Annotated in this window: 17 protein-coding genes and 2 pseudogenes; 14 read left to right on the top strand and 5 right to left on the bottom strand. The window is 58.9% G+C overall.

Features of this window, described 5'->3' with window-relative positions; all coding sequences use genetic code 11:
• The 4 genes from H3Z84_RS02630 (at position 1) to H3Z84_RS02615 (ending at position 2,588) form a co-directional block, all read left to right on the top strand.
• Positions 1–462 (top strand): chemotaxis protein CheW, encoded by a 462-nt coding sequence (locus tag H3Z84_RS02630; protein ID WP_199456151.1) that lies wholly within the window; start codon positions 1–3, stop codon positions 460–462.
• Positions 463–531: 69 nt separating this feature from the next.
• Positions 532–1,023, top strand: coding sequence for a Fur family transcriptional regulator (locus H3Z84_RS02625; RefSeq protein WP_199456150.1), 492 nt, complete (start codon positions 532–534; stop codon positions 1,021–1,023).
• Positions 1,016–1,789: a zinc ABC transporter ATP-binding protein ZnuC gene (gene znuC, locus H3Z84_RS02620; protein ID WP_199456149.1), complete on the top strand. Its 774-nt coding sequence runs from the start codon at positions 1,016–1,018 to the stop codon at positions 1,787–1,789. Before H3Z84_RS02625 ends, znuC begins: the two co-directional genes overlap by 8 nt.
• A complete protein-coding gene (locus H3Z84_RS02615) occupies positions 1,776–2,588 on the top strand; it encodes an iron chelate uptake ABC transporter family permease subunit (protein ID WP_199456148.1) in 813 nt (270 codons plus the stop codon). The genes znuC and H3Z84_RS02615 overlap by 14 nt, the downstream gene beginning before the upstream one ends.
• Positions 2,589–2,600: 12 nt before the next feature.
• On the opposite strand, the gene H3Z84_RS02610 is transcribed toward H3Z84_RS02615, so the two are convergent.
• Complete coding sequence (locus H3Z84_RS02610; RefSeq protein WP_199456147.1) at positions 2,601–3,683, bottom strand: patatin-like phospholipase family protein; 1,083 nt, start codon at positions 3,681–3,683, stop codon at positions 2,601–2,603.
• A gap of 147 nt (positions 3,684–3,830) precedes the next feature.
• Between H3Z84_RS02610 and H3Z84_RS02605 the strand changes: the two genes are divergently transcribed.
• Complete coding sequence (locus H3Z84_RS02605; protein WP_199456146.1) at positions 3,831–4,946, top strand: GGDEF domain-containing protein; 1,116 nt, start codon at positions 3,831–3,833, stop codon at positions 4,944–4,946.
• Here H3Z84_RS02605 and H3Z84_RS02600 read toward each other — a convergent pair.
• Positions 4,903–5,826, bottom strand: coding sequence for an alpha/beta fold hydrolase (locus H3Z84_RS02600; protein ID WP_199456145.1), 924 nt, complete (start codon positions 5,824–5,826; stop codon positions 4,903–4,905). The two genes, H3Z84_RS02605 and H3Z84_RS02600, sit on opposite strands and share 44 nt — an antisense overlap.
• Positions 5,827–6,001: 175 nt before the next feature.
• On the opposite strand from H3Z84_RS02600, the gene folE reads away from it, so the two are divergent.
• Positions 6,002–6,571, top strand: coding sequence for a GTP cyclohydrolase I FolE (gene folE / locus H3Z84_RS02595; RefSeq protein WP_199456144.1), 570 nt, complete (start codon positions 6,002–6,004; stop codon positions 6,569–6,571).
• A 10-nt stretch (positions 6,572–6,581) separates the two neighbouring features.
• Positions 6,582–7,343, top strand: coding sequence for an SDR family NAD(P)-dependent oxidoreductase (locus H3Z84_RS02590; RefSeq protein WP_199456143.1), 762 nt, complete (start codon positions 6,582–6,584; stop codon positions 7,341–7,343).
• 96 nt (positions 7,344–7,439) lie between these two features.
• Here H3Z84_RS02590 and H3Z84_RS17325 read toward each other — a convergent pair.
• The 3 genes and pseudogenes from H3Z84_RS17325 to H3Z84_RS02580 form a co-directional block, all read right to left on the bottom strand.
• Positions 7,440–7,724, bottom strand: a pseudogene (locus H3Z84_RS17325) (2-amino-4-hydroxy-6-hydroxymethyldihydropteridine diphosphokinase); the annotation flags it as partial.
• 4 nt (positions 7,725–7,728) lie between these two features.
• Positions 7,729–9,417 (bottom strand): hypothetical protein, encoded by a 1,689-nt coding sequence (locus tag H3Z84_RS02585; protein WP_199456142.1) that lies wholly within the window; start codon positions 9,415–9,417, stop codon positions 7,729–7,731.
• Entirely contained in the window at positions 9,414–10,148 is a 735-nt protein-coding gene (locus H3Z84_RS02580; protein WP_199456141.1) for an MBL fold metallo-hydrolase, read from the bottom strand. Before H3Z84_RS02580 ends, H3Z84_RS02585 begins: the two co-directional genes overlap by 4 nt.
• A 152-nt stretch (positions 10,149–10,300) precedes the next feature.
• Here H3Z84_RS02580 and H3Z84_RS02575 point away from each other — a divergent pair, with 152 nt between their 5' ends.
• The 7 genes and pseudogenes from H3Z84_RS02575 (at position 10,301) to H3Z84_RS02545 (ending at position 18,606) form a co-directional block, all read left to right on the top strand.
• Positions 10,301–10,738, top strand: a complete 438-nt coding sequence (locus tag H3Z84_RS02575) for a CoA-binding protein (protein ID WP_199456140.1) — start codon at positions 10,301–10,303, stop codon at positions 10,736–10,738.
• Positions 10,739–11,061: 323 nt separating this feature from the next.
• Positions 11,062–12,528 (top strand): annotated as a pseudogene (locus H3Z84_RS02570) (putative bifunctional diguanylate cyclase/phosphodiesterase); the annotation flags it as partial.
• A 51-nt stretch (positions 12,529–12,579) separates the two neighbouring features.
• Positions 12,580–12,900 (top strand): hypothetical protein, encoded by a 321-nt coding sequence (locus H3Z84_RS02565; protein WP_094624988.1) that lies wholly within the window; start codon positions 12,580–12,582, stop codon positions 12,898–12,900.
• A gap of 244 nt (positions 12,901–13,144) precedes the next feature.
• Positions 13,145–13,582: a MerR family transcriptional regulator gene (locus H3Z84_RS02560; protein ID WP_022990344.1), complete on the top strand. Its 438-nt coding sequence runs from the start codon at positions 13,145–13,147 to the stop codon at positions 13,580–13,582.
• Complete coding sequence (locus tag H3Z84_RS02555; RefSeq protein ID WP_199456139.1) at positions 13,582–16,185, top strand: heavy metal translocating P-type ATPase; 2,604 nt, start codon at positions 13,582–13,584, stop codon at positions 16,183–16,185. The genes H3Z84_RS02560 and H3Z84_RS02555 overlap by 1 nt, the downstream gene beginning before the upstream one ends.
• Positions 16,186–16,302: 117 nt before the next feature.
• Positions 16,303–16,752, top strand: coding sequence for a DUF411 domain-containing protein (locus H3Z84_RS02550; RefSeq protein ID WP_199456138.1), 450 nt, complete (start codon positions 16,303–16,305; stop codon positions 16,750–16,752).
• Positions 16,753–16,887: 135 nt separating this feature from the next.
• A complete protein-coding gene (locus tag H3Z84_RS02545; RefSeq protein WP_199456137.1) occupies positions 16,888–18,606 on the top strand; it encodes a GGDEF domain-containing protein in 1,719 nt (572 codons plus the stop codon).
• The last annotated feature ends 35 nt before the right edge of the window (positions 18,607–18,641 follow it).

Below are 18,641 nucleotides of genomic sequence, written 5' to 3'. Positions count from 1 at the left end.
ATGAACGAAAACAGCCAAACGCTTCCCTGCGTCATGATCCCTGTCTGTGACCGGCACCTGCTTCTGCCCAACGTGTCCATCGCCGAGGTAGTGGATTTCAACAGCACAGACGCCGGCGCCAGCACCCCGGACTGGCTGGTGGGTTTTCTGGACTGGCGCGGACTGACCTTGCCGGTCATCTCCTACGATGCCGCCAATGGCGGATCGCTCACGGTTCCGGGCGATAACCGGGGCCGTATCATTGTGCTCAATACCATTGGCCCGGACCACAACAAAGCGCCGTTCATGGCCCTGGTGACCCAGGGCATTCCGAGCCAGGCCCGCCTGGATGAAAGCCAGCTGCGCAAGCTGGACGGAGAGACCGGCCCTGCCGACCTGATGCTGGTAGACGTAGAAGGCGAAGCGGCCTGGATTCCCAACCTGGAATACCTGGAATCCCTGGCGGTGCAGGCCCGGAACTGATTCCATCCCGGGCCATGGCAGCCAATCCTGCAAATGTTATAATGTTGCAAACTTTGCAGGACACGGACCATGCCCGAACGCGCGCTCCCCTACCGCCCCCACAACCATGATGCCTGCGTCAGCCACGCCCTGGCCGACGCCCGCACCATTTGCCGGCAACAGAATGCCCGCCTGACGGCCATCCGTGAGCGGGTGCTGGAACTGATCTGGCAGTCCCACAAACCGCTGGGCGCCTACGATATCCTGGCCCGACTGGGCGAAGAGGGCCACAACGCCGCGCCACCGACCGTGTACCGGGCCCTGGATTTCCTGCAGCAGTACGGGCTGGTACACAGGATTGCCTCCCTGAACGCCTTTATCGGCTGCCCCCATGCCGGCGAACACCATCGTGGCACCTTCCTGATCTGCCGCCAGTGCGGCAATGTGCTGGAACTGGATGCGCCGACGCTCAGCGAATCGATTGAAGCCGCAGCCCGGGCCGAAGGTTTCCGGCCCGACGACATCACCCTGGAAATTTCCGGCCTGTGCCCCCGTTGCCAGGGAGCAGAAGCCCATGACTGAGGCGCTGGCGAACCTGGAGGGCGTTACCGTTCAGTTTGATGACCGGCTGGTGGTCAACCGGGTCAGCCTGACCGTGCACCGGGGCGACATCATCACCATCATCGGCCCCAACGGAGCCGGCAAAACCACCCTGATTAAAACCGTCCTCGGCCTGCAGCGGGCCACCAGCGGCAAGGTATCACGGGCCCCGGGGCTGGTCATCGGCTATGTGCCCCAGCACCTGACCCTGGAAGCCACCCTGCCCCTGAGCGTGCGCCGTTTCATGCTGCTCAGCGGCAAGCCGCTGGCAGAGTGCGAGGCGGCGCTGGCCCGGACCGGGGTAAGCCATTTGCTGGAGGCCTCTGTGCATCACCTGTCTGGTGGCGAAAAACAGCGCTTACTGCTGGCCCGGGCGCTGGTGCGCAAACCGGACCTGCTGGTGCTGGACGAACCCGCCCAGGGCGTGGACATCAACGGCCAGGCCGCACTGTACGAACTGATCCGGGAGCTGCGGGACGAACTGCACTGCGGCGTCATCATGATCTCCCACGATTTGCACCTGGTGATGGCTGCCACCGACAAGGTGATCTGCCTGAACCAGCACGTCTGCTGCAGCGGCTATCCGGCGGATATTTCCCACGACCCGGCCTTTATCGAAACCTTCGGCCACCAGGTAGCGGAATCGCTGGCGGTGTATCACCACCACCATAACCACCAACATAATCTGCACGGCGACGTTGTTGCCGGCACCGGCCATCAGGGAGCCTGTAACCATGAGCATCATTGATGCGGTGCTGGGCGATTTCTTCTGGCGAGCCCTGATCGGCGGCCTGGGGGTGGCACTGGTGGCCGGGCCGCTGGGCTGTTTTGTGGTCTGGCGCCGGCTGGCCTATTTTGGCGACACCCTGGCCCACTCCGCCCTGCTGGGCATTGCCCTGAGCTTTCTGATCAGCGTACCGCTCAACCTGGCGGTGATCATCACCTGCGTAGTGATCGCCCTGGCGCTGGTGCTGTTGTCCCGTACCCGGGCCCTGTCTACCGACACCCTGCTGGGCATCCTGGCGCACTCGGCCCTGGCCATCGGCCTGGTTACCCTCAGCTTTATGCCGGAAGTACGGGTAGACCTCACCGGCCTGCTGTTTGGTGACCTGCTGGCCATGAGCCGCCAGGACCTGCTGTGGATCTACGGCGGCGCGGCGGTGGTACTGACCCTGCTGGCCGTGCTCTGGCGCGGGTTGCTGATGAGTACCATCCACGAAGAACTGGCGCGGGTGGAAGGTATTCCGGTGGAGCGCCTGCGGCTGGCACTGATGCTGATGTTCTCGCTGGTGATTGCGGTCGCCATGAAGATTGTCGGGGTGCTGCTGATTACCGCCCTGCTGGTGATCCCGGCGGCAACCGCCCGGCGGCTGGCGAAAAACCCCGAGCATATGATGGCGCTGGCCGTGGTGTTCGGCTTCATTGCAGTTGCCGGCGGGTTAAGTATGTCCTGGTACCTGGACTCCCCCGCCGGCCCGTCGGTGGTGGTTACCGCCTTCCTGAGCTTCCTGCTGGTTTACGGAGCGGCCCGCAAGAACAGCCACTGAGCCACCCGCCGGTCAAAGCGGCTGGAGCCGGTCCATCAGGCGACCGGTTTCCAGCAGTTCAAGGAACTCGTCACCCAGCCGGTCGCTCTCGGCGATGGCCTTGCGCCAGTCCCGTTCACGACCTTCGTCATCGCCCAGGTATTTCTCGAAATCCTTGCGGTCCGGCAGTTTGCGGTTCGGCAGGCTGTCCAGATACTCCCGGGACGGTGACACCAGCAACACATCCTGCAGCCGGGTGGCGTCACCCCGGCGCCAGGGCAGGGTCTTGTCGAACCAGCCGGGCACCACCTTGTCGGTAAAGTGCGGGTAGAGAATCACCCCGGGCTGCTCGTAGGGCAGGTCCAGGTGGTAATCCAGCAGCCCGCCATCCCGATACACCCCCTCCGGCGCACCCGGAATATTGCGGACACCGGACATCACCAGCGGAATAGACGCGGAGGCCAGCAACGCCGGCAGCAGGTTTTCCCGGGTCAGGGGCACTTCGTGGCTGGGAAAATCCACCAGTTTAGACACCGGTGCCCGTACCCGGCCATCGTGCAGAATGCCCCGTTCCATATAACGGCCCAGGTGCCGGCGGCTTACCATATTGGCACTGATGGCACTCATCAGCCCCAGACCTAGCCGGCCCCGGGTGTCGTGCTCCAGAAAACCCCGGCTGCGCACCACCACCACATTCAGGCGGTACCAGGGATGGTTGAGCAGGTAGTCCTCACGACCACCCAGCAACTCCTCCAGGAACAGGATGCTCTTGCGGGTCACTTCCGCCGCACTGACGCCCTTGGCAAAGCGCTGGCTGGTGTAAAGCTCCGCCAGCTTTGCCAGCTGGGCCCGGGGGGCATCGGAGGAGGCCACCGCCGCAAAGCGCCAGCTACCGATCGACGAGCCGATCAGCGCCCGTTCCTGTTCCACCCGGGGCAGCCAGTCGCCAAAGATCGCTTTATCCAGGCCGCTGAGGCCCAGGGCTTTCGGGCCACCGGCAGCACCGGGGATAACGTGTACGTCTTCCGGACCCAGCGGTTTTTGCTGCAACCGGTTCAGTGCCCGCCGTCCAACGCGAATGGTCAACGCCGGCTGTTTGATATGTATTGCCGTCATTCTGTTGTTCCTCTGGAAGTGCGGGGAGTTTAACGAACCCGGGCTGCAGCAGCCAAGAAAACCGGCTTTTTCCTTGGCACGCCGGATCTGCGTGCTAGACTCGATCGAAAACCTTCCAAGGAAGCAGGACTGCAGCAGGAGCAAGCGGTGAATCAATCTGCCCCGCCGGGGACGGCAACCACCAACCCTACCCTGGCGGTACTGGGTTTTCGACGGCAGCTGGTGTACCACCTGCATTTCTGGGCCTTTATTGCCGTTGCCCCGCTGGTGATGGTGCAGTGGCAGCACGGCAATTTGTTGCTGTCGGCCCTACTGGTCTTCTTCTGCGTCAATGCCGCACTGGTCCTGCTGTTTTTGCGGTTTCGCAACACCTACTTTCTGAAAGGCCGGCTGTTCCCCCTGCTGGCTGTCGTCTGCGCGGCCTACTCCACGGCCATCAACGGCCACGCCGGCCTGTACTGGGCCTATCCGGCGGCCATCGCCCTGTTCTTCCTGCTCCCCATCAAGGAAGCTATCGTCTGCAACGTCATTTTTGTCGCAGTTATGGCGGTGGTGTCGTTCCTGCAGTTCCCCGAGGCGGACTTCTGGCGCATTACCTTTTCACTCGGGCTCAGCTGCCTGTTTGCCATGATCTTTGCCTGGCTGGTGGGGCGTCTGCAGCAGGAACTGACCCGGCTGGCCACCACCGATCCACTCACCGGCTGCCTGAACCGCTCGCAACTGGCCGATGTGCTGAACAGCCAGATCCAGATACGGGAACGCTATGAACGGGTATCCAGCCTGGTGCTGATCGACCTGGACTATTTCAAGAACATCAACGACCAGTGGGGCCACCTGGCCGGCGACCGGGTACTGAAGGAGATGGCCGGCCGGGTGCGCAAACGGTTGCGGCAGAACGACCAGCTGTTCCGCATCGGCGGCGAAGAATTCATGGTGGTGCTGCCGGAAACCCGACAGAAAGACGCCCATACCCTGGCCCAGCAATTACTGACCAGTATCAGCGCCCGGCCATTTCTGGACGACATCCGGGTAACCGCCAGCGCCAGCATTGCCGAAGTCGAACGGGGTGAAACCTGGTCTGTGTGGCTCAACCGCGCCGACCAGGCGCTGTATGAAGCCAAGGCCCGGGGCCGCAACCAGGTGGTGCTGGCGCCAGCCAGCCGACAGCCCCCGATGCAGCCGGAGCCATGGCAGCGGTCACCGGCACCGTTGCAATCGGTCAGCTCAGGGCCGGCTGCTTCCGGAACGCCCGATACGCCGTAAACACATCCCAGGGCTGCTCGAAGTGGGGGTAATGGCCCACATTTCTCAGGGTGACCACATCTGCATCGGTGATCAGTTCCCGGTAACGCCGAACCATACCGGCACCGGACACCGGATCCGCCGTGCCCGAGATCAGCCGCATCGGCTGGCGGGCATTCTGCAGTGCGCCCACCCAGCGGTTACGGTGGCACCGACGCTCCTCCATAAAATGAATCAGCTCATGCAGGATGCCGCGGCCGTTGTTGTAGGTCAGCAGGTGCCAGAATTCGTCCATTTCCTGCGGGCCAGGAGGGTTGCGGGAGCCGAACAGCCGGCAGAAGTTGCGCTCGAACATGCTGCGGGTCAGGCCCCGGCTGATCAGTCCGCCTAAAGGGCTGCCCAATACGCGCTGGATTAACAGGGGGTTGTGCACTTCCGGGAAGATGCCGCCGTTCAGCAGGCACAGGCTGTCAACGGTAAAGCCAAGGCCGCCTTCCTGGTCCCGGGCCAACAGTTCCTGGGCCACGGTGGAACCGTAATCATGGGCCAGCAGGTGAATGCCGGGCAAACCGAGGCCTTCTATCCAGCCCTGAACCAGGTCTGCCTGGTCTTCAATGCTGTAGCGGTAGTTGCGGGGCTTGTCGGAAAACCCGAAACCCAGCATATCCACGGTCAGCAGGTTGTAGTGCCGGGCCAGCATCGGCCACACCCGGCTCCAGTCCCAGCTGGCGGTCGGAAAACCGTGCAGCAACACCAGCGGCTCGCCCTGGCCGGCCATGCGGCTGAATATAGCGTGGCCACCGTAGCTGAACCATTTGCCGGCCTGCTGCCAGCCATCCAGGGTCGATATGTCCTGTTTACCGGCGGCGGAAACGCCAGCCCCGGTCGTAAGCTGTTCCATGGCAGATCCCTGACACATTCCAAGCCTGTCACTTTAGATGAAAGCGCCAGCAACGGCCATAGCCCGGCCGGCACCGCACTGGTCTGTTCCGGCTGAGGTATCGTAAAGCATGGAGATACGGCCCGAATTCCCTTAAGCTTTGGCCCTTGTTAGGCACAGACTACCGGAAACCATTATGACTCTACCCCTCGATGACCTGGCCGGTCATTATTACTCCATCCTTGACGGCCTGGGCGAGAACCCCGAACGCGAAGGACTGAAAGACACCCCCATGCGTGCCGCCAAGGCCATGCAGTTCCTGACCCGGGGCTACCAGCAGGACCTTCAGGACCTGGTGAACAACGCCGTGTTCGAATCTGCCATGGACGAAATGGTGGTGGTACAGGACATCGAACTGTACAGCATGTGTGAGCACCACATCCTGCCCTTCATCGGCAAGTGCCATATTGCCTACCTGCCCCAGGGCAAGGTGCTGGGCCTGTCCAAGTTCGCCCGCATTGTCGACATGTATGCCCGCCGGCTGCAGATCCAGGAAAACCTGACCCGCCAGATTGCCGAAGCCGTGGAAAGCGTGACCGGTGCCAAGGGCGTGGCGGTGGTGATCGAAGCCCAGCACATGTGCATGATGATGCGCGGCGTAGAGAAACAGAACTCGCGTATGAAAACCTCCATGATGCTCGGGCAGTTCCGCAAATCCCAGGCAACCCGGACCGAGTTCCTGAATCTTCTCACACAACACAGCTAATCGAGCTCCCATGACCCCCGTCGCAGTGATAACCGGTGCAGGACGCAGGCTAGGCTATGAACTCGCCTCGGCCCTGCTCGATCGTGATTTTCAGGTATTTGCAGTTTATCGAACGGAAACCGACGATCTCAAGTCACTGATTCGACGGGGCGCAACCGCAATTCAAACCGATCTCGAAGATCAACCATCGGTAGGGACATGCATTGGGGAGATTCTCAAACGTAGTGATCGGTTGGACGTTCTGATCAATAACGCATCAAGTTTTACTCCCGACATCACAAATGATGATATAAAGCTGGCGGAACAGTCTCGCCATTTTTTTCAGGTAAACAGCACGGCACCAATGCAGTTGATGCATGGGTTCTCAGAAACACTCAAAAATACTGGTCGAAGAAATCACAGACCAACGCTTGTGGTCAACATTACTGATATCTTTGCGGATAAACCCAACCCGGCTTTTGCCGCTTACTGCGCTTCAAAAGCAGCGCTGGCTAACTTAACCCTTAGCTACGCTGCCCTGCTTGCGCCTCATGTTCGTGTCAACGCCATTATGCCTGGTCCGATCGGGTTTCTTCCCAGCCATACCGATGACCAGAAACAGCAAGTTCTGGGAGAAACGCTCTTAGGCCGAGAAGGGGGCTTTCACAGCGTGGTCATGCAAGTGCTGTCCCTCTTGGATAACGACTACATCACCGGAGCGAGCATCCCGGTGGATGGTGGCCGGCGCTTGGCCCAAGGAATGCCCCACAATACGGATCGTTACTCGAGCTGAACGGGCATGCTCAAGCCCAGTAAAAAGTTCACGATAATACGACTCCTCGATGGTCGCCCCGGTGAAGCAGCCGTCACCACTTTGCTCCAAAATGTCCACATCGATGCAGCGGTCTTTCAAGCTTCTCAGCGGATCAGCACGATCACGACCCAAGGCTTCCTCAAGCGCATTCGTCCTGTTTTTGAGCTGACATAGTGACAGTGGGCTGTAGAAAACAACTAGAGCATTGAGAAAGGAACGCTTCGTCACTATGCCCTTAGGCTGGGTATGTATAACGGGCGACAACCACAGCATGTTATTTTCTTCCAACAGCGTGGCAACCGCATTGGCCAGATTCAACCTTGGTTCAACATTGCTACCCAGTCCGCATAGATACCACATATGATCATCTCAACAGTTTTCGGATATACGCACCAATTAGTACGGTAACGAGCAACACTCCGATCATGGACTCCATGGTGACCATAAGCGACAGCCACGATATGGCGGGGGGAACCGGTAGGCTCCATTCTCCAAAAAGTATGCTGATAAAGCTTTGCAGACTCAGCATCAGCGCCTCGCTTGATGGAAAACCTGTAAGCGCAAAAGCAAACGCAAAAATTCCAATTACCAGCAGCGCCGTACACAAAACGTTTCTGAGCCGAATCCCCCAGCCGAAAAAACCGCCGAGTATTAGCCTGCGCAGTCTGCCGGATTCTTTGTAGTCACGCATATGAAAGAATGCATGATCTTCCTCCCTTAAATGGCCAGTGTCCGCCAGCCAGTTCTTGAAACATGTATAAGCTTCTGAAAGCAAACGGCGATTCTCAACATCTGATGATCTGGCGTCAAAATTTGCCAACAAAGCAAACGGAGGAGGGCTCATGAGACGACGAATCGGCACACTGCCGTAGATCAACGAAACCGGGTCAAACCACGCCTGTGCCGCGTGAAATCGTGACATTTCAATAGCCGGGGTTCCATCCTCCGGTTTTTCCAGCTCCAGAATCCAAGACTGATCCACCGAAGTGCCAGACAGCCGGCAGCGTCCCCGGAGACTTTTGCCCGTCATACGGAGATTACGGCCAATCATGGAATCTTCTACCGCTATTCCCTTGGCCTCATCTTGAATCGACACTCGATTCATACTCAGATCTTTTGTCAGTTCACAATCTCGTACCGTAATGCTATTCGCCTTGATGTCTGCAAGCTGCAGTTGGCCCAGTGTGCTGCGGTGAACCTCCAGATCACCGTCGAGATCGTACCCATCGACACAAATACCGCCGCTAAACTCGTTCCGACTTAAATGCTCGGCATGGTAGCTCTGACGCCCAATGTAAACATTGTTCAGTCGAGGTTGAGTGTTAACGGGGGCATCGTCCTGTTTCGATAGCAGTTGTACCGGTGCGTCAAAGCTGCCATTCAGTGTCAGGCACCCCCTAAGTGTCATTTCATTCAACCAGAGCATGTCATCGCCGCCCCGGGTGCCAAACTCAATCAAAACAGATAAAGCCTTGATGCCACGAAATGAAATTCCGCCAGGGCCAGAAAAGTCACAGCCAAAAATGACCACACTGCCGTCAAGATTAGCCGACTTCAAACTGAAGTGATTTTCAAACTGACAGTTGAGACACCAAAAACTGCCCTCGAAACGGGCGCGTATCCATCGAAAATCACCGACGACTTTACAGTTAATCAATACCAGCGATCCAGGAATGTCCAGGTCAAATATTTCGGATCCGTTCAGCACCTTGTTAGCGACCACGGTAATGCCATTCGAAGCGTTAAGCTGGTCCAACCAATGGCGATCCGAAACCAATTGCTGTTCGGAATCACGACCGACCCCAGAGATGGCAATATTCTCAGCCTCACATTCCGCTATGACTTCGCGAACGACAAGCGTTTCACCGTCGCGGGCATCTCGCCCGAGACGAACTTTGAAAACCTGTCCCACCTGAACGGCAGGATAGCCCGCCTTTTGGAATGCGCGCCAATGGCTATATGCCAGCTGCTGCTCTTCAGTACACAACGCTAGGAATCTACCGGCCCTGGAATCGGAGTGAATAACTCTCGCTTCCATTATTTCAATACTCAAACGTCGAACTCCTGTCCCTGTTCCGCAAAGCCCGCAAAATCTTCCTCCACTTCCAGTCGATAATTCTCAAAGTAATCCTCGTAACTCATTAGGTACATACGTTTGCGGACCGCTTTTGGATAACATTCTCGAAGTTCCGTTAACGACGCATGCACTGGATTCCAGTTCGAGAGTGTACTGTCATGCAGAATGATTTTTGGATTGTATCGGCTGACAATATCTGGGATTGGTCGAGTATCGCCACTGAACAATAATCTTTGATTAATAAATAGGCCATAAGAGGGTTTATTCGGGGTATGCCGGTTCTGGAATAACTGCAGATCCACACCTTCAAATTCAAAGCCACTTTCATCGACTAGAACTATGTCAAAAAAATCACGTAACTCAGCTGGGCCTTCCCCTACTTGGCCCATCACACCCTTCAATGTGTGCATCCATAGCTCTTCATAGACTCCCGGAGGTAAATAGAGGGTAGGTTTAAACCCGTAGCTAAAGCGGCATTCATAGGCTAATCGTTCAAGCCCAAAACAATGGTCGGCATGAACATGAGTGATAAAAATGGCGTCAATATCCTGCGGGGTAAACCCACGGTCCCGTAGAGCGAACTTGATTGTGTATCCAGCATCAATCAACAGTCGGCGGCCATTGGCTTCGATCATCGCATTGTTATTCCAATGATTGATAGCTTCGGAGTGCCCCACACCTAGCATTGTTAATTTAGCTTCAGTCATCCACGTAGATTCCTTCACAACTGGACCGAAAGTCTTGCACTATGGGCTGCCCGCATTCGATCCATCGGAAAATTTGAAAGGGTTATGCTAGTTTCTATTTTCACTTTACAGTGTAACACCGTATAGAGCTGCTGAATTATCGAGGAGATAGCATGCCCAGCAACAGCCCTGAACAGATTCGCGAAATTCTCGAGACCGTCCGCACCATTGCCCTGGTGGGCGCCAGCGAGAAAACCAACCGCCCCTCCCATGAGGTGATGGAAAACCTGCAAGGCCACGGTTACCGGGTGATTCCGGTGAACCCGAGACTGGCCGGCCAGGAAATTCTCGGCGAGACCGTGTATGCCGACCTGGCCTCCTTGCCCGAGCCGGTCGACATGGCAGACCTGTTCCTGGCTCCGGAGCGCACCGATGCGGTGATCGACCAGGCCATCGAACAGAAAATCCCGGTGCTCTGGCTGCAGATTGGCGTGATCAACGAAGACGGTGCTGCCCGGGCGGAAGCCGCAGGGCTTAAAGTGGTCATGGACCGCTGCCCGAAGCAGGAAATTCCGAAACTGGGCATTGCCACACCCGCATCCGGCCGCTGATTCCCGCTCGAATCAAGAGGCCTGTCACAGTTTGGGCGAACGACTGTTACCCGTTTGCCCAGCCTGTCATAACCTAGCCTGCAGCGATTGTATCCGCACCCCCTTCGGGGGGTGATCCGTGGTCCCATAATAATCATAAGATTGGCCGAGCCATGTGGTTGAGAAGTATGCCGGGCAATGACACAGCCATGAAACCGATCGTGCGTGCTCTGATGAGCCCGGCGTTCCCTGTGCTAATTCTGATGGTCTTCCTGGCCGTCGGCTTCTGGCTGCGCAGCGGGCTGATCGAGGAAGACAGCCGTCACGTCCGTATTATCTTCGGCAGCCTGTTCCTGCTCGGGCTGCTCACCAGCCTGACCACGGTGCTGGTCCAGGCCATCCTCCGGCGCAACCAGGCCCTGCTGAAAACCCGTAAAGAGCTGGAGCGGGAGATCGACCAGCGCAAAGCCGTGCAGAAAGACCTGGAACGGCTGGAATCCACCGACACCCTCACCGGCCTGGCCAACCGCCGCTTCTTTATGGAAGACCTGGTCCATACCCTCGGCATTGCCGACCGGCAGATGCGCCAGGCAGCGCTGATCCTGCTCGACCTTGACCGCTTCCAGATGCTCAACGATACCCTCGGCCACCAGTTTGGCGACGAACTGCTGATTAGCGTGTCGGAACGGCTGAACCGCCTCAGCGACGAGCTGGTGCTGGTGGCTTATTCCGGCGGTGACGAGTTTATGGTGTGCCAGCAACAGGTCGACGATATCGATGATGTCATTCATCTGCTGGGGCAAATCAGCCAGTGCTTCCAGGAGCCGTTCGAGGTTCAGGGCGAACGCCACAGCATTACCGCCACCATGGGCGTGGCCTTGTATCCCCAGAGCGGCCTGGATGCCGACACCCTGCTGCGCAACGCCGACATTGCCCTGTACCGGGCCAAGGAGCAGGGCCGCAACACCTATCAGTTCTATATGGAAGGCATGCAGGACCGGGAGGTGATGCGGCTGGAACTGGACAAGGATCTGAGCCAGGCCCTGGCCAATGACGAATTCGTTCTGTACTACCAGCCCCAGCTCGACCTGGACTCCAACGAAGTGACCAGCGTCGAGGCGCTGATTCGCTGGCAGCACCCGCGCCGGGGCTTGCTGGCACCCTGTGAGTTCATTCCCCTGGCGGAGGAAAGCGGCCGCATTACCGAGATCGGCCGCTGGGTAGTCCTGGCCGCCTGCCGCCAGTTGGCGCGCTGGAAAGGCACGCCCTGCGAGAACCTCCGGATTGCCGTCAACCTGTCGGGCCGGGAGCTGGACGATGAGTCCCTGGTGGCCCATATCCGGGACACGCTGCTGGCCGAGCAGGTGGACCCGGCCATGCTGGAGGTAGAGCTGACCGAGGAGATTTTCATCCAGAATATCGAGCACAACCTCAATCAGCTGCGCCAGTTGCACCAGCTGGGGGTGCACCTGGCCATTGATGATTTCGGGGTAGGCTATTCGTCGCTGGGCTACCTGCGGGATTTCCCGGTGGATATGCTGAAGATTGACCGGTCGTTTATCACCGAGGTGACCAGCCGCCACGATGATGCGGTGATTACCCGGGCGGTGATCAACCTGGCGCACAACCTGGGCATCCGGGTGGTGGCCGAAGGTGTGGAGACCCGGGACCAGCTGAATTTCCTGCGCCGGCACCACTGCAACCTGGCCCAGGGTTTCCTGATCAATCATCCGGTGCCGCCGGAGGAGCTGGAGAGTTCCATCATGGTGGAAGCGCCATTCGCCCGCGAGCCGGCCATTTCCCGATTGTAATTGGCTGCCGCTGGCTGCAAACTTCCGGTAAATTCTTTTCGGGTGGTTGTTATGTCTGCCAGGTATCTGACTCCGGAGCAGGATGCGAAGCTTCGCCGCTGGGAGCGGTGGAATCGCAATTATTTTGTCTTCGCGTTTGTGGCGTTGATTGTGGTGCTGGTGTTCAGCAGTCAGCTGGGGATTTCTTCGGGCGATGACTGGGGTTCGCTGGGGGTGCTGCTGGCGTTGCTGGTGGCGCCGATTGTTGTGCTTCAGCTTCGGCTTCGGTGTCCAGCCTGTGGCGAGAAGATCGGTTGGCAGGCGAAGCTGATGGCGCCTGATCAGTGCAAGTCATGTGGTGTGTTTCTTCGCTCTAAAAATTCCTCTTCCTGATTTCCTTTTCTGAAACCTTTGACCTGTGAGTTGGTCACAGGTTTTACTCTTCTGTTGTGGATTTGGGAGATTGCCGTGTCGGTGTGGGTGGCGCTTCCGAAAACCGCTGTGAATACTTCCCTGTACGCTTGTCTCCGCCATCCATGGCTACGAACATTTTCGGAAGCGCCACCCACACCAACACTCCGAAGCATCTGAATAGGCCTCCCATCCACCCGAATGTTTATTGGGGGATCATGGCACCATGAAAGTCAAAGAAATCGCCACCGCCGCCGGGGTTAACCCGGATACCGTCCGGTTCTACACCCGGGAAGGTCTGCTGCGTCCTGTCCGCAATCCGGACAACAACTACCAGCTTTATGACGCCGAGGATCTTCGGCGGTTGCGGTTTGCCCGGAAGGCTCGGCAGCTGGGTTTTTCGTTGCCGGAGATCCGGCAGATTCTGGAGCAGGCGGATGATCATCATTCACCCTGCCCCATGGTGCGGGATGTGTTTACGCAGCGGCTGGCGGAGGTTGAGCGGGAGATTGCGGAGTTGCAGTTGTTGCGCAAGCGGATGGTGTCAGCACTTTCGGCATGGCAGGAGATGCCGGATGGGACGCCGGACGGGCATACGATTTGTCGGTTGATCGAGCATTGGGATGATCCTTCTGCCGGGTCTTGCTGTGGGAGTAGTGAGTGATGGGTGAAGCACCGGTTCTGAGAACAGCACTGTCGATTTCCGGGGCGTCTTGTCAGGGGTGTGCGAAGAAGATTCGCAATGCCCTGGAGCCGCTGGCCGGTAGTACCGAGCTGGTTGAGGTGAATCTCGAGGCACAGACGGTGGCCCTGCCTGAGGGTGTGGATGTGGCCGAGGCGGCGCGGATTGTGACGGAGACCGGGTATCCGGCAGAGCCATTGCCTGAGCCGGAGGCGGAGTCCGGCAGCTGTTGTGCGTCGAAGAAAGCCACGTCCTGCTGCAGCAGCAAGGCGCAGGAAGAAACCCACGAGCCGGATAAGCCGGCAGCGGTGGCGGCGACCGAAGCGGATGCCGGCGCCGATAGCGATGCGGTGGTGTTGGCGGTGACCGGGGCGACCTGTGCGTCCTGTGTGAATTCTATCGAGAAGGCCCTGATGTCGGTGCCCGGGGTAACCCACGCCCATATGAACCTGGCGGACAATACCGCCACCGCCAGCGGTGATGCCGATCCTCAGGCGCTGGTGCAGGCGGTGGAGAGTGCGGGTTATGGTGCCCGGGTGTTAGAAGACGCGGATGCCGCCGACGACCGCAAGCAGAAAGAGGACAAGAAGCAGTACAAGGTGCTGCTGGTGAAGATGGCCATCAGCCTGGGGCTGGGCCTTGGGCTGATGATCTGGGGCATGGGCTTCGGGTCGATGATGGTGACCGAGGCCAATCAGCTTACCTGGATCAACCTGGGTGTTCTCACCCTGGGGGTGATGATTGCCACCGGCGGGCATTTCTATACCGGGGCCTGGAAGGCGTTCAAACACCATAACGCCAATATGGACACGCTGATTGCCCTGGGTACCGGTACCGCCTGGCTCTATTCAATGGTGGTGGCCAGCGTGCCGGGGGCGCTGCCGGAGATGGCGCGGCATGTGTATTTTGAGGCCTCGGCGATGATTATCGGCCTGATCAATCTGGGCCAGGCGCTGGAGCTGCGGGCCAAGGGCAAGACTTCAGAGGCGGTGCGCCGGTTGCTGGATTTACGGGCGAAGACGGCCCGGGTGATCCGCGATGGCCAGGAACAGGACATTCCCGTTGAAGAGGTTGAGAAAGGCGACCGCATCCGGGTGCGCCCGGGCGAGAAGCTGCCGGTAGACGGGGTGATTGCCGAAGGCACCACCCGCATCGATGAAAGCATGCTGACCGGTGAGCCCATGCCGGTGGGCAAGGGCGAAGGCGATGAGGTCTCCGCCGGTACTCTGAACACCCACGGCTCGATTATTTATGAAGCTACCCGGGTGGGCAGCGAGACCGCGCTGGCGCAGATCATCAAGCTGGTGAAGAAGGCCCAGGGCTCGAAACCCGCCATTGGCCGGCTGGCAGACAAGATTTCTTCGGTGTTCGTGCCCACGGTGATGCTGATTGCCGTGGTGTCGGCTCTGGTCTGGTACAACGTCGGGCCGGAGCCGGCGGTGGTGCATATGATGGTGGCCGCCACCACGGTGCTGATCATTGCCTGCCCCTGCGCGCTGGGCCTGGCCACACCCATGTCGGTGATGGTGGGCGTCGGCAAAGCAGCGGAGTACGGTGCGCTGATTCGCCAGGGCGATGCCTTGCAGACCGCCGGCAAGATTGACCTGGTGATTCTGGACAAGACCGGCACCATCACCGAAGGCCATCCGGCGGTGACCCGGGTGCATGCGGTTGATGGCGATAAAAACCGGTTGCTGGCGCTGGCTGCCGGGCTGGAGCAGCATTCCGAGCACCCTTTAGCGGAGGCGATTCTGGCGCGTGCCAAAGAAGATGAGGTCTCCGTGGAAGCCGTCACCGGCTTTGAAGCGTTGAACGGTAAAGGTGTTCAAGGTGAATTTAACGGCGAAACAGTGCGCCTGGGTAACCGGCGCTGGCTGGAAGCCGAAGGGCTGTCTGTAGACGCCCTGAATGAAGCCGCCCAAGCCATTACCCGGGAAGCCGGCACACCGCTGTTCCTCGCATCAGGGCAACAAGTGCTGGGCGTCATCGGCGTGGCCGATGCCATCAAACCGGATTCCGAGGCTGCCATCCGGCGCCTGCACGACGCTGGCATCAAGGTGATGATGGTCACCGGCGATGTCGATGCCACCGCCCGCGCCATTGCGGCCAAATCCGGTATCGATGACTATCGGGCCGAGGTGTTGCCGGAGGACAAGGCCGAAGTGGTCAGCGAAATGCGGGGTAAAGGCTACACCGTGGCCATGGTCGGCGATGGCATCAACGATGCCCCGGCACTGGCGGCTGCGGACGTCGGCTTTGCCATCGGCACCGGTACCGATGTAGCCATTGAAAGCGCATCGATCACCCTGATGCGCGGTTCCCTGCACGGGGTGCCGGACGCCATCGAGATTTCCCGGGCGACGGTGAAGAACATTCACCAGAACCTGTTCGGCGCCTTCGTCTATAACTCCTTGGGTATTCCGGTGGCCGCAGGCCTGCTTTACCCTGTCTGGGGCATCCTGATGAGTCCGATCCTGGCTGGCGCCGCCATGTCGCTGTCTTCGGTCACCGTGGTGACCAACGCCAACCGGCTACGGCTGTTCAAGACCAGCCAACCCCAGGTATCAGCAGAGGAGCGGAACTGATGACAACATTTCTGGTCAATGCCGGTGGTCTCGCCCTGATGGCTGCCATTGTCTGGTGGTTCTGGCTCTCCGGCTCTAACTCGGACAACTCCGATCAACATCACTGAGGTAATCACCATGAGAAAACACACCCTTGCCCTCGGCCTGATGGCTGCCCTGGGATTCAGCACCACCGCCCTGGCCGGCGGCGCGGCCCAAAGCATTCACGTGTATAAATCCCCCACGTGCGGCTGCTGCGGAGACTGGATCGACCATCTGGAAGAAAACGGTTTTGACGTCACCGCCACCAACAGCGACGACATGGGCAAGATCAAAGCCGAAGCTGGACTGATTCCGGGCCTGGGCAGCTGCCACACCGCCTTTGTGGATGGCTATGTGATTGAAGGCCATGTACCGGCAGACGACATCAAGCGCCTGCTGGCCGAGGCCCCCAAAGCCACCGGCCTGAGCGTGCCCGGCATGCCGGCAGGCTCTCCGGGTATGGAAATGGGCGACCGGAAAGATCACTACAAGGTGATTCTGTTCAATGAACAGGGCCAGACCCGGATCTTTAATCAACACAACTGATGGTTCGCCCTTCGGGGCTGTGTCGGGCGCAGGTTGCACACCTGCGCCCGAAATCTGCCTATTTTTTCTACACGACAGCCCCGCACTGTTCTATGATGGAACATGGATTCAGAACAATACTGGCAAGGAAACATTTTGAGCCTCAAAACCCGCATTCTCGGGCTGGCTGCGCTGTTGATCGTCGCGGCAGGTACCGCTTCCTGGCTGGCCTACCGGGCGTTATCGGAAGACATTATTGAGCGCTGGGGCCAGCAGGTGGCCGAGATCCAGGTGCGCTACGACAGCGCCCGGCTGCTGCAGTCCCTGGAACGGGAAATCGGGCTGGCCCGGCAGATGGCCAGTTCCTCGGCCCTGATTCAGTGGGCCCGGTCACCGGAAGACCCGAAACTGAAAGCCCAGGCCATCCGTCAGATGGAGAGCTTCCGCAGCAACTTCCGCGATAACAGCTACTTTGTGGCGCTGCGTGGTAACGGCCATTACTACTACAACAACGCTGACAACGACTACGCCGGCAACCAGTATCGTTATACCCTGAATCCGGACAAGCCCGATGACACCTGGTTTTTCCAGCTGATCGAGGAAGGCCGGGATTTTCACCTGAACGTCAATCCCGACACCGAGCTGGGCGTTACCAAGCTATGGATCGACGCACTCATGCGTGACGAAGACAACAACATCGTCGGCATGGTCGGCACCGGCCTGAACCTGGACGACTTTCTGCAAGACATAGTCGATATCGGCCAGGAAGGCATCACCACCCTGTTCGTGGACTACAACGGTGCCATCCAGCTCTACCGGGATCGCAACTACATCGACTTTGCCACCATCATCAAACCGGAAGGCCAGAAGAACACCGTAGACCTGCTGTTCGACGCCCCCCAGGACAAACAGCAAATTCTCGGCATGCTGCAGCTTCTTAAACAGCGCAATGGCGAATACGGCGCGGTAGAAAGCGGATTCGTTACGGTGGACGGTCGCAAACACCTCGCCGGCGTAGCCTTTTTGCCCGCCATCGGCTGGTTCGAGATTACCCTGCTCGACCTGGATGCGCTGATTCCCCGAAGCTATCTCTGGCCGCTGATATCGGTGTTCCTGGTCAGCCTTCTGGTGACACTGGTGCTGTTCCACCTGATCATCCAGTCCCGTATCCTGCGGCCGGTGGTCAGCCTTGAGGAAGCCGTGCACCGGTTAGGGGACGGCCGCTTTGACCTGCCCTACCTGCCCAAGCCAGACAACGAGATTGGCCGCCTGGTAGACCATTTCGAGAAGATGTCCCATTCCCTGCGGGATACCACCCGCGATCTTGAGCAGAAGGTGGCGCAACGCACCGAGGAACTGCAGCGCCTGGCCCGGGTTGATGCCCTGACCGGCCTGAAAAACCGCCGGGGGCTCGACGAAGCCATGAATGAGGAGATTCAACGCGCTGAGAGGGAGCAAAAAGGCTTCGGCTTGCTATGGCTGGACATTGATCACTTCAAAGCCATCAACGACAGCCAGGGCCACCAGGCCGGTGACCAGATCTTGTGTCGGGTTGCACTCTGGCTGAAAGCGGCTGTTCGGCCTTATGACCACCCCGGGCGCTGGGGCGGTGACGAGTTCGTGGTACTGCTGTCACCGTGCGATGCCACCACACTGGAGCAGATTGCCTGCCGTATTCGCGCCGGTGTCGAGCGGGAAAGCAAGCGTAGCGGAACACCGGTTACCATCAGCGTGGGCGGCTATTACTGCCAGCCTGGTGAAGATTTCGATACCCTGCTGCGCACTGCCGACCGGGCCCTGTACGAAGCCAAGAAAAAAGGCCGGAACCGGGTCTGCATCCTCTCGCCGACGGGCGAAGCCTTTCATCCGGCCTGACAGATCTGACTCCCTCTGGCAGAACCGTTATACTC

It is taken from the genome of Marinobacter sp. bablab_jr003, from assembly GCF_016464245.1.
Classification (GTDB): Bacteria; Pseudomonadota; Gammaproteobacteria; order Pseudomonadales; family Oleiphilaceae; genus Marinobacter; species Marinobacter vinifirmus.
Note: the sequence above shows the minus strand (reverse complement) of the source record. Positions and strands in the feature narration are given on the sequence as shown.

Coding starts and splice junctions, on each gene's coding strand:
- H3Z84_RS02630 (WP_199456151.1), top strand. CDS start 1: ATGAACGAAAACAGCCAAACGCTTCCCTGCGTCATGATCCCTGTCTGT.
- H3Z84_RS02625 (WP_199456150.1), top strand. CDS start 532: ATGCCCGAACGCGCGCTCCCCTACCGCCCCCACAACCATGATGCCTGC.
- znuC (WP_199456149.1), top strand. CDS start 1,016: ATGACTGAGGCGCTGGCGAACCTGGAGGGCGTTACCGTTCAGTTTGAT.
- H3Z84_RS02615 (WP_199456148.1), top strand. CDS start 1,776: ATGAGCATCATTGATGCGGTGCTGGGCGATTTCTTCTGGCGAGCCCTG.
- H3Z84_RS02610 (WP_199456147.1), bottom strand. CDS start 3,683: ATGACGGCAATACATATCAAACAGCCGGCGTTGACCATTCGCGTTGGA.
- H3Z84_RS02600 (WP_199456145.1), bottom strand. CDS start 5,826: ATGGAACAGCTTACGACCGGGGCTGGCGTTTCCGCCGCCGGTAAACAG.
- folE (WP_199456144.1), top strand. CDS start 6,002: ATGACTCTACCCCTCGATGACCTGGCCGGTCATTATTACTCCATCCTT.
- H3Z84_RS02590 (WP_199456143.1), top strand. CDS start 6,582: ATGACCCCCGTCGCAGTGATAACCGGTGCAGGACGCAGGCTAGGCTAT.
- H3Z84_RS02580 (WP_199456141.1), bottom strand. CDS start 10,148: ATGACTGAAGCTAAATTAACAATGCTAGGTGTGGGGCACTCCGAAGCT.
- H3Z84_RS02575 (WP_199456140.1), top strand. CDS start 10,301: ATGCCCAGCAACAGCCCTGAACAGATTCGCGAAATTCTCGAGACCGTC.
- H3Z84_RS02565 (WP_094624988.1), top strand. CDS start 12,580: ATGTCTGCCAGGTATCTGACTCCGGAGCAGGATGCGAAGCTTCGCCGC.
- H3Z84_RS02560 (WP_022990344.1), top strand. CDS start 13,145: ATGAAAGTCAAAGAAATCGCCACCGCCGCCGGGGTTAACCCGGATACC.
- H3Z84_RS02555 (WP_199456139.1), top strand. CDS start 13,582: ATGGGTGAAGCACCGGTTCTGAGAACAGCACTGTCGATTTCCGGGGCG.
- H3Z84_RS02550 (WP_199456138.1), top strand. CDS start 16,303: ATGAGAAAACACACCCTTGCCCTCGGCCTGATGGCTGCCCTGGGATTC.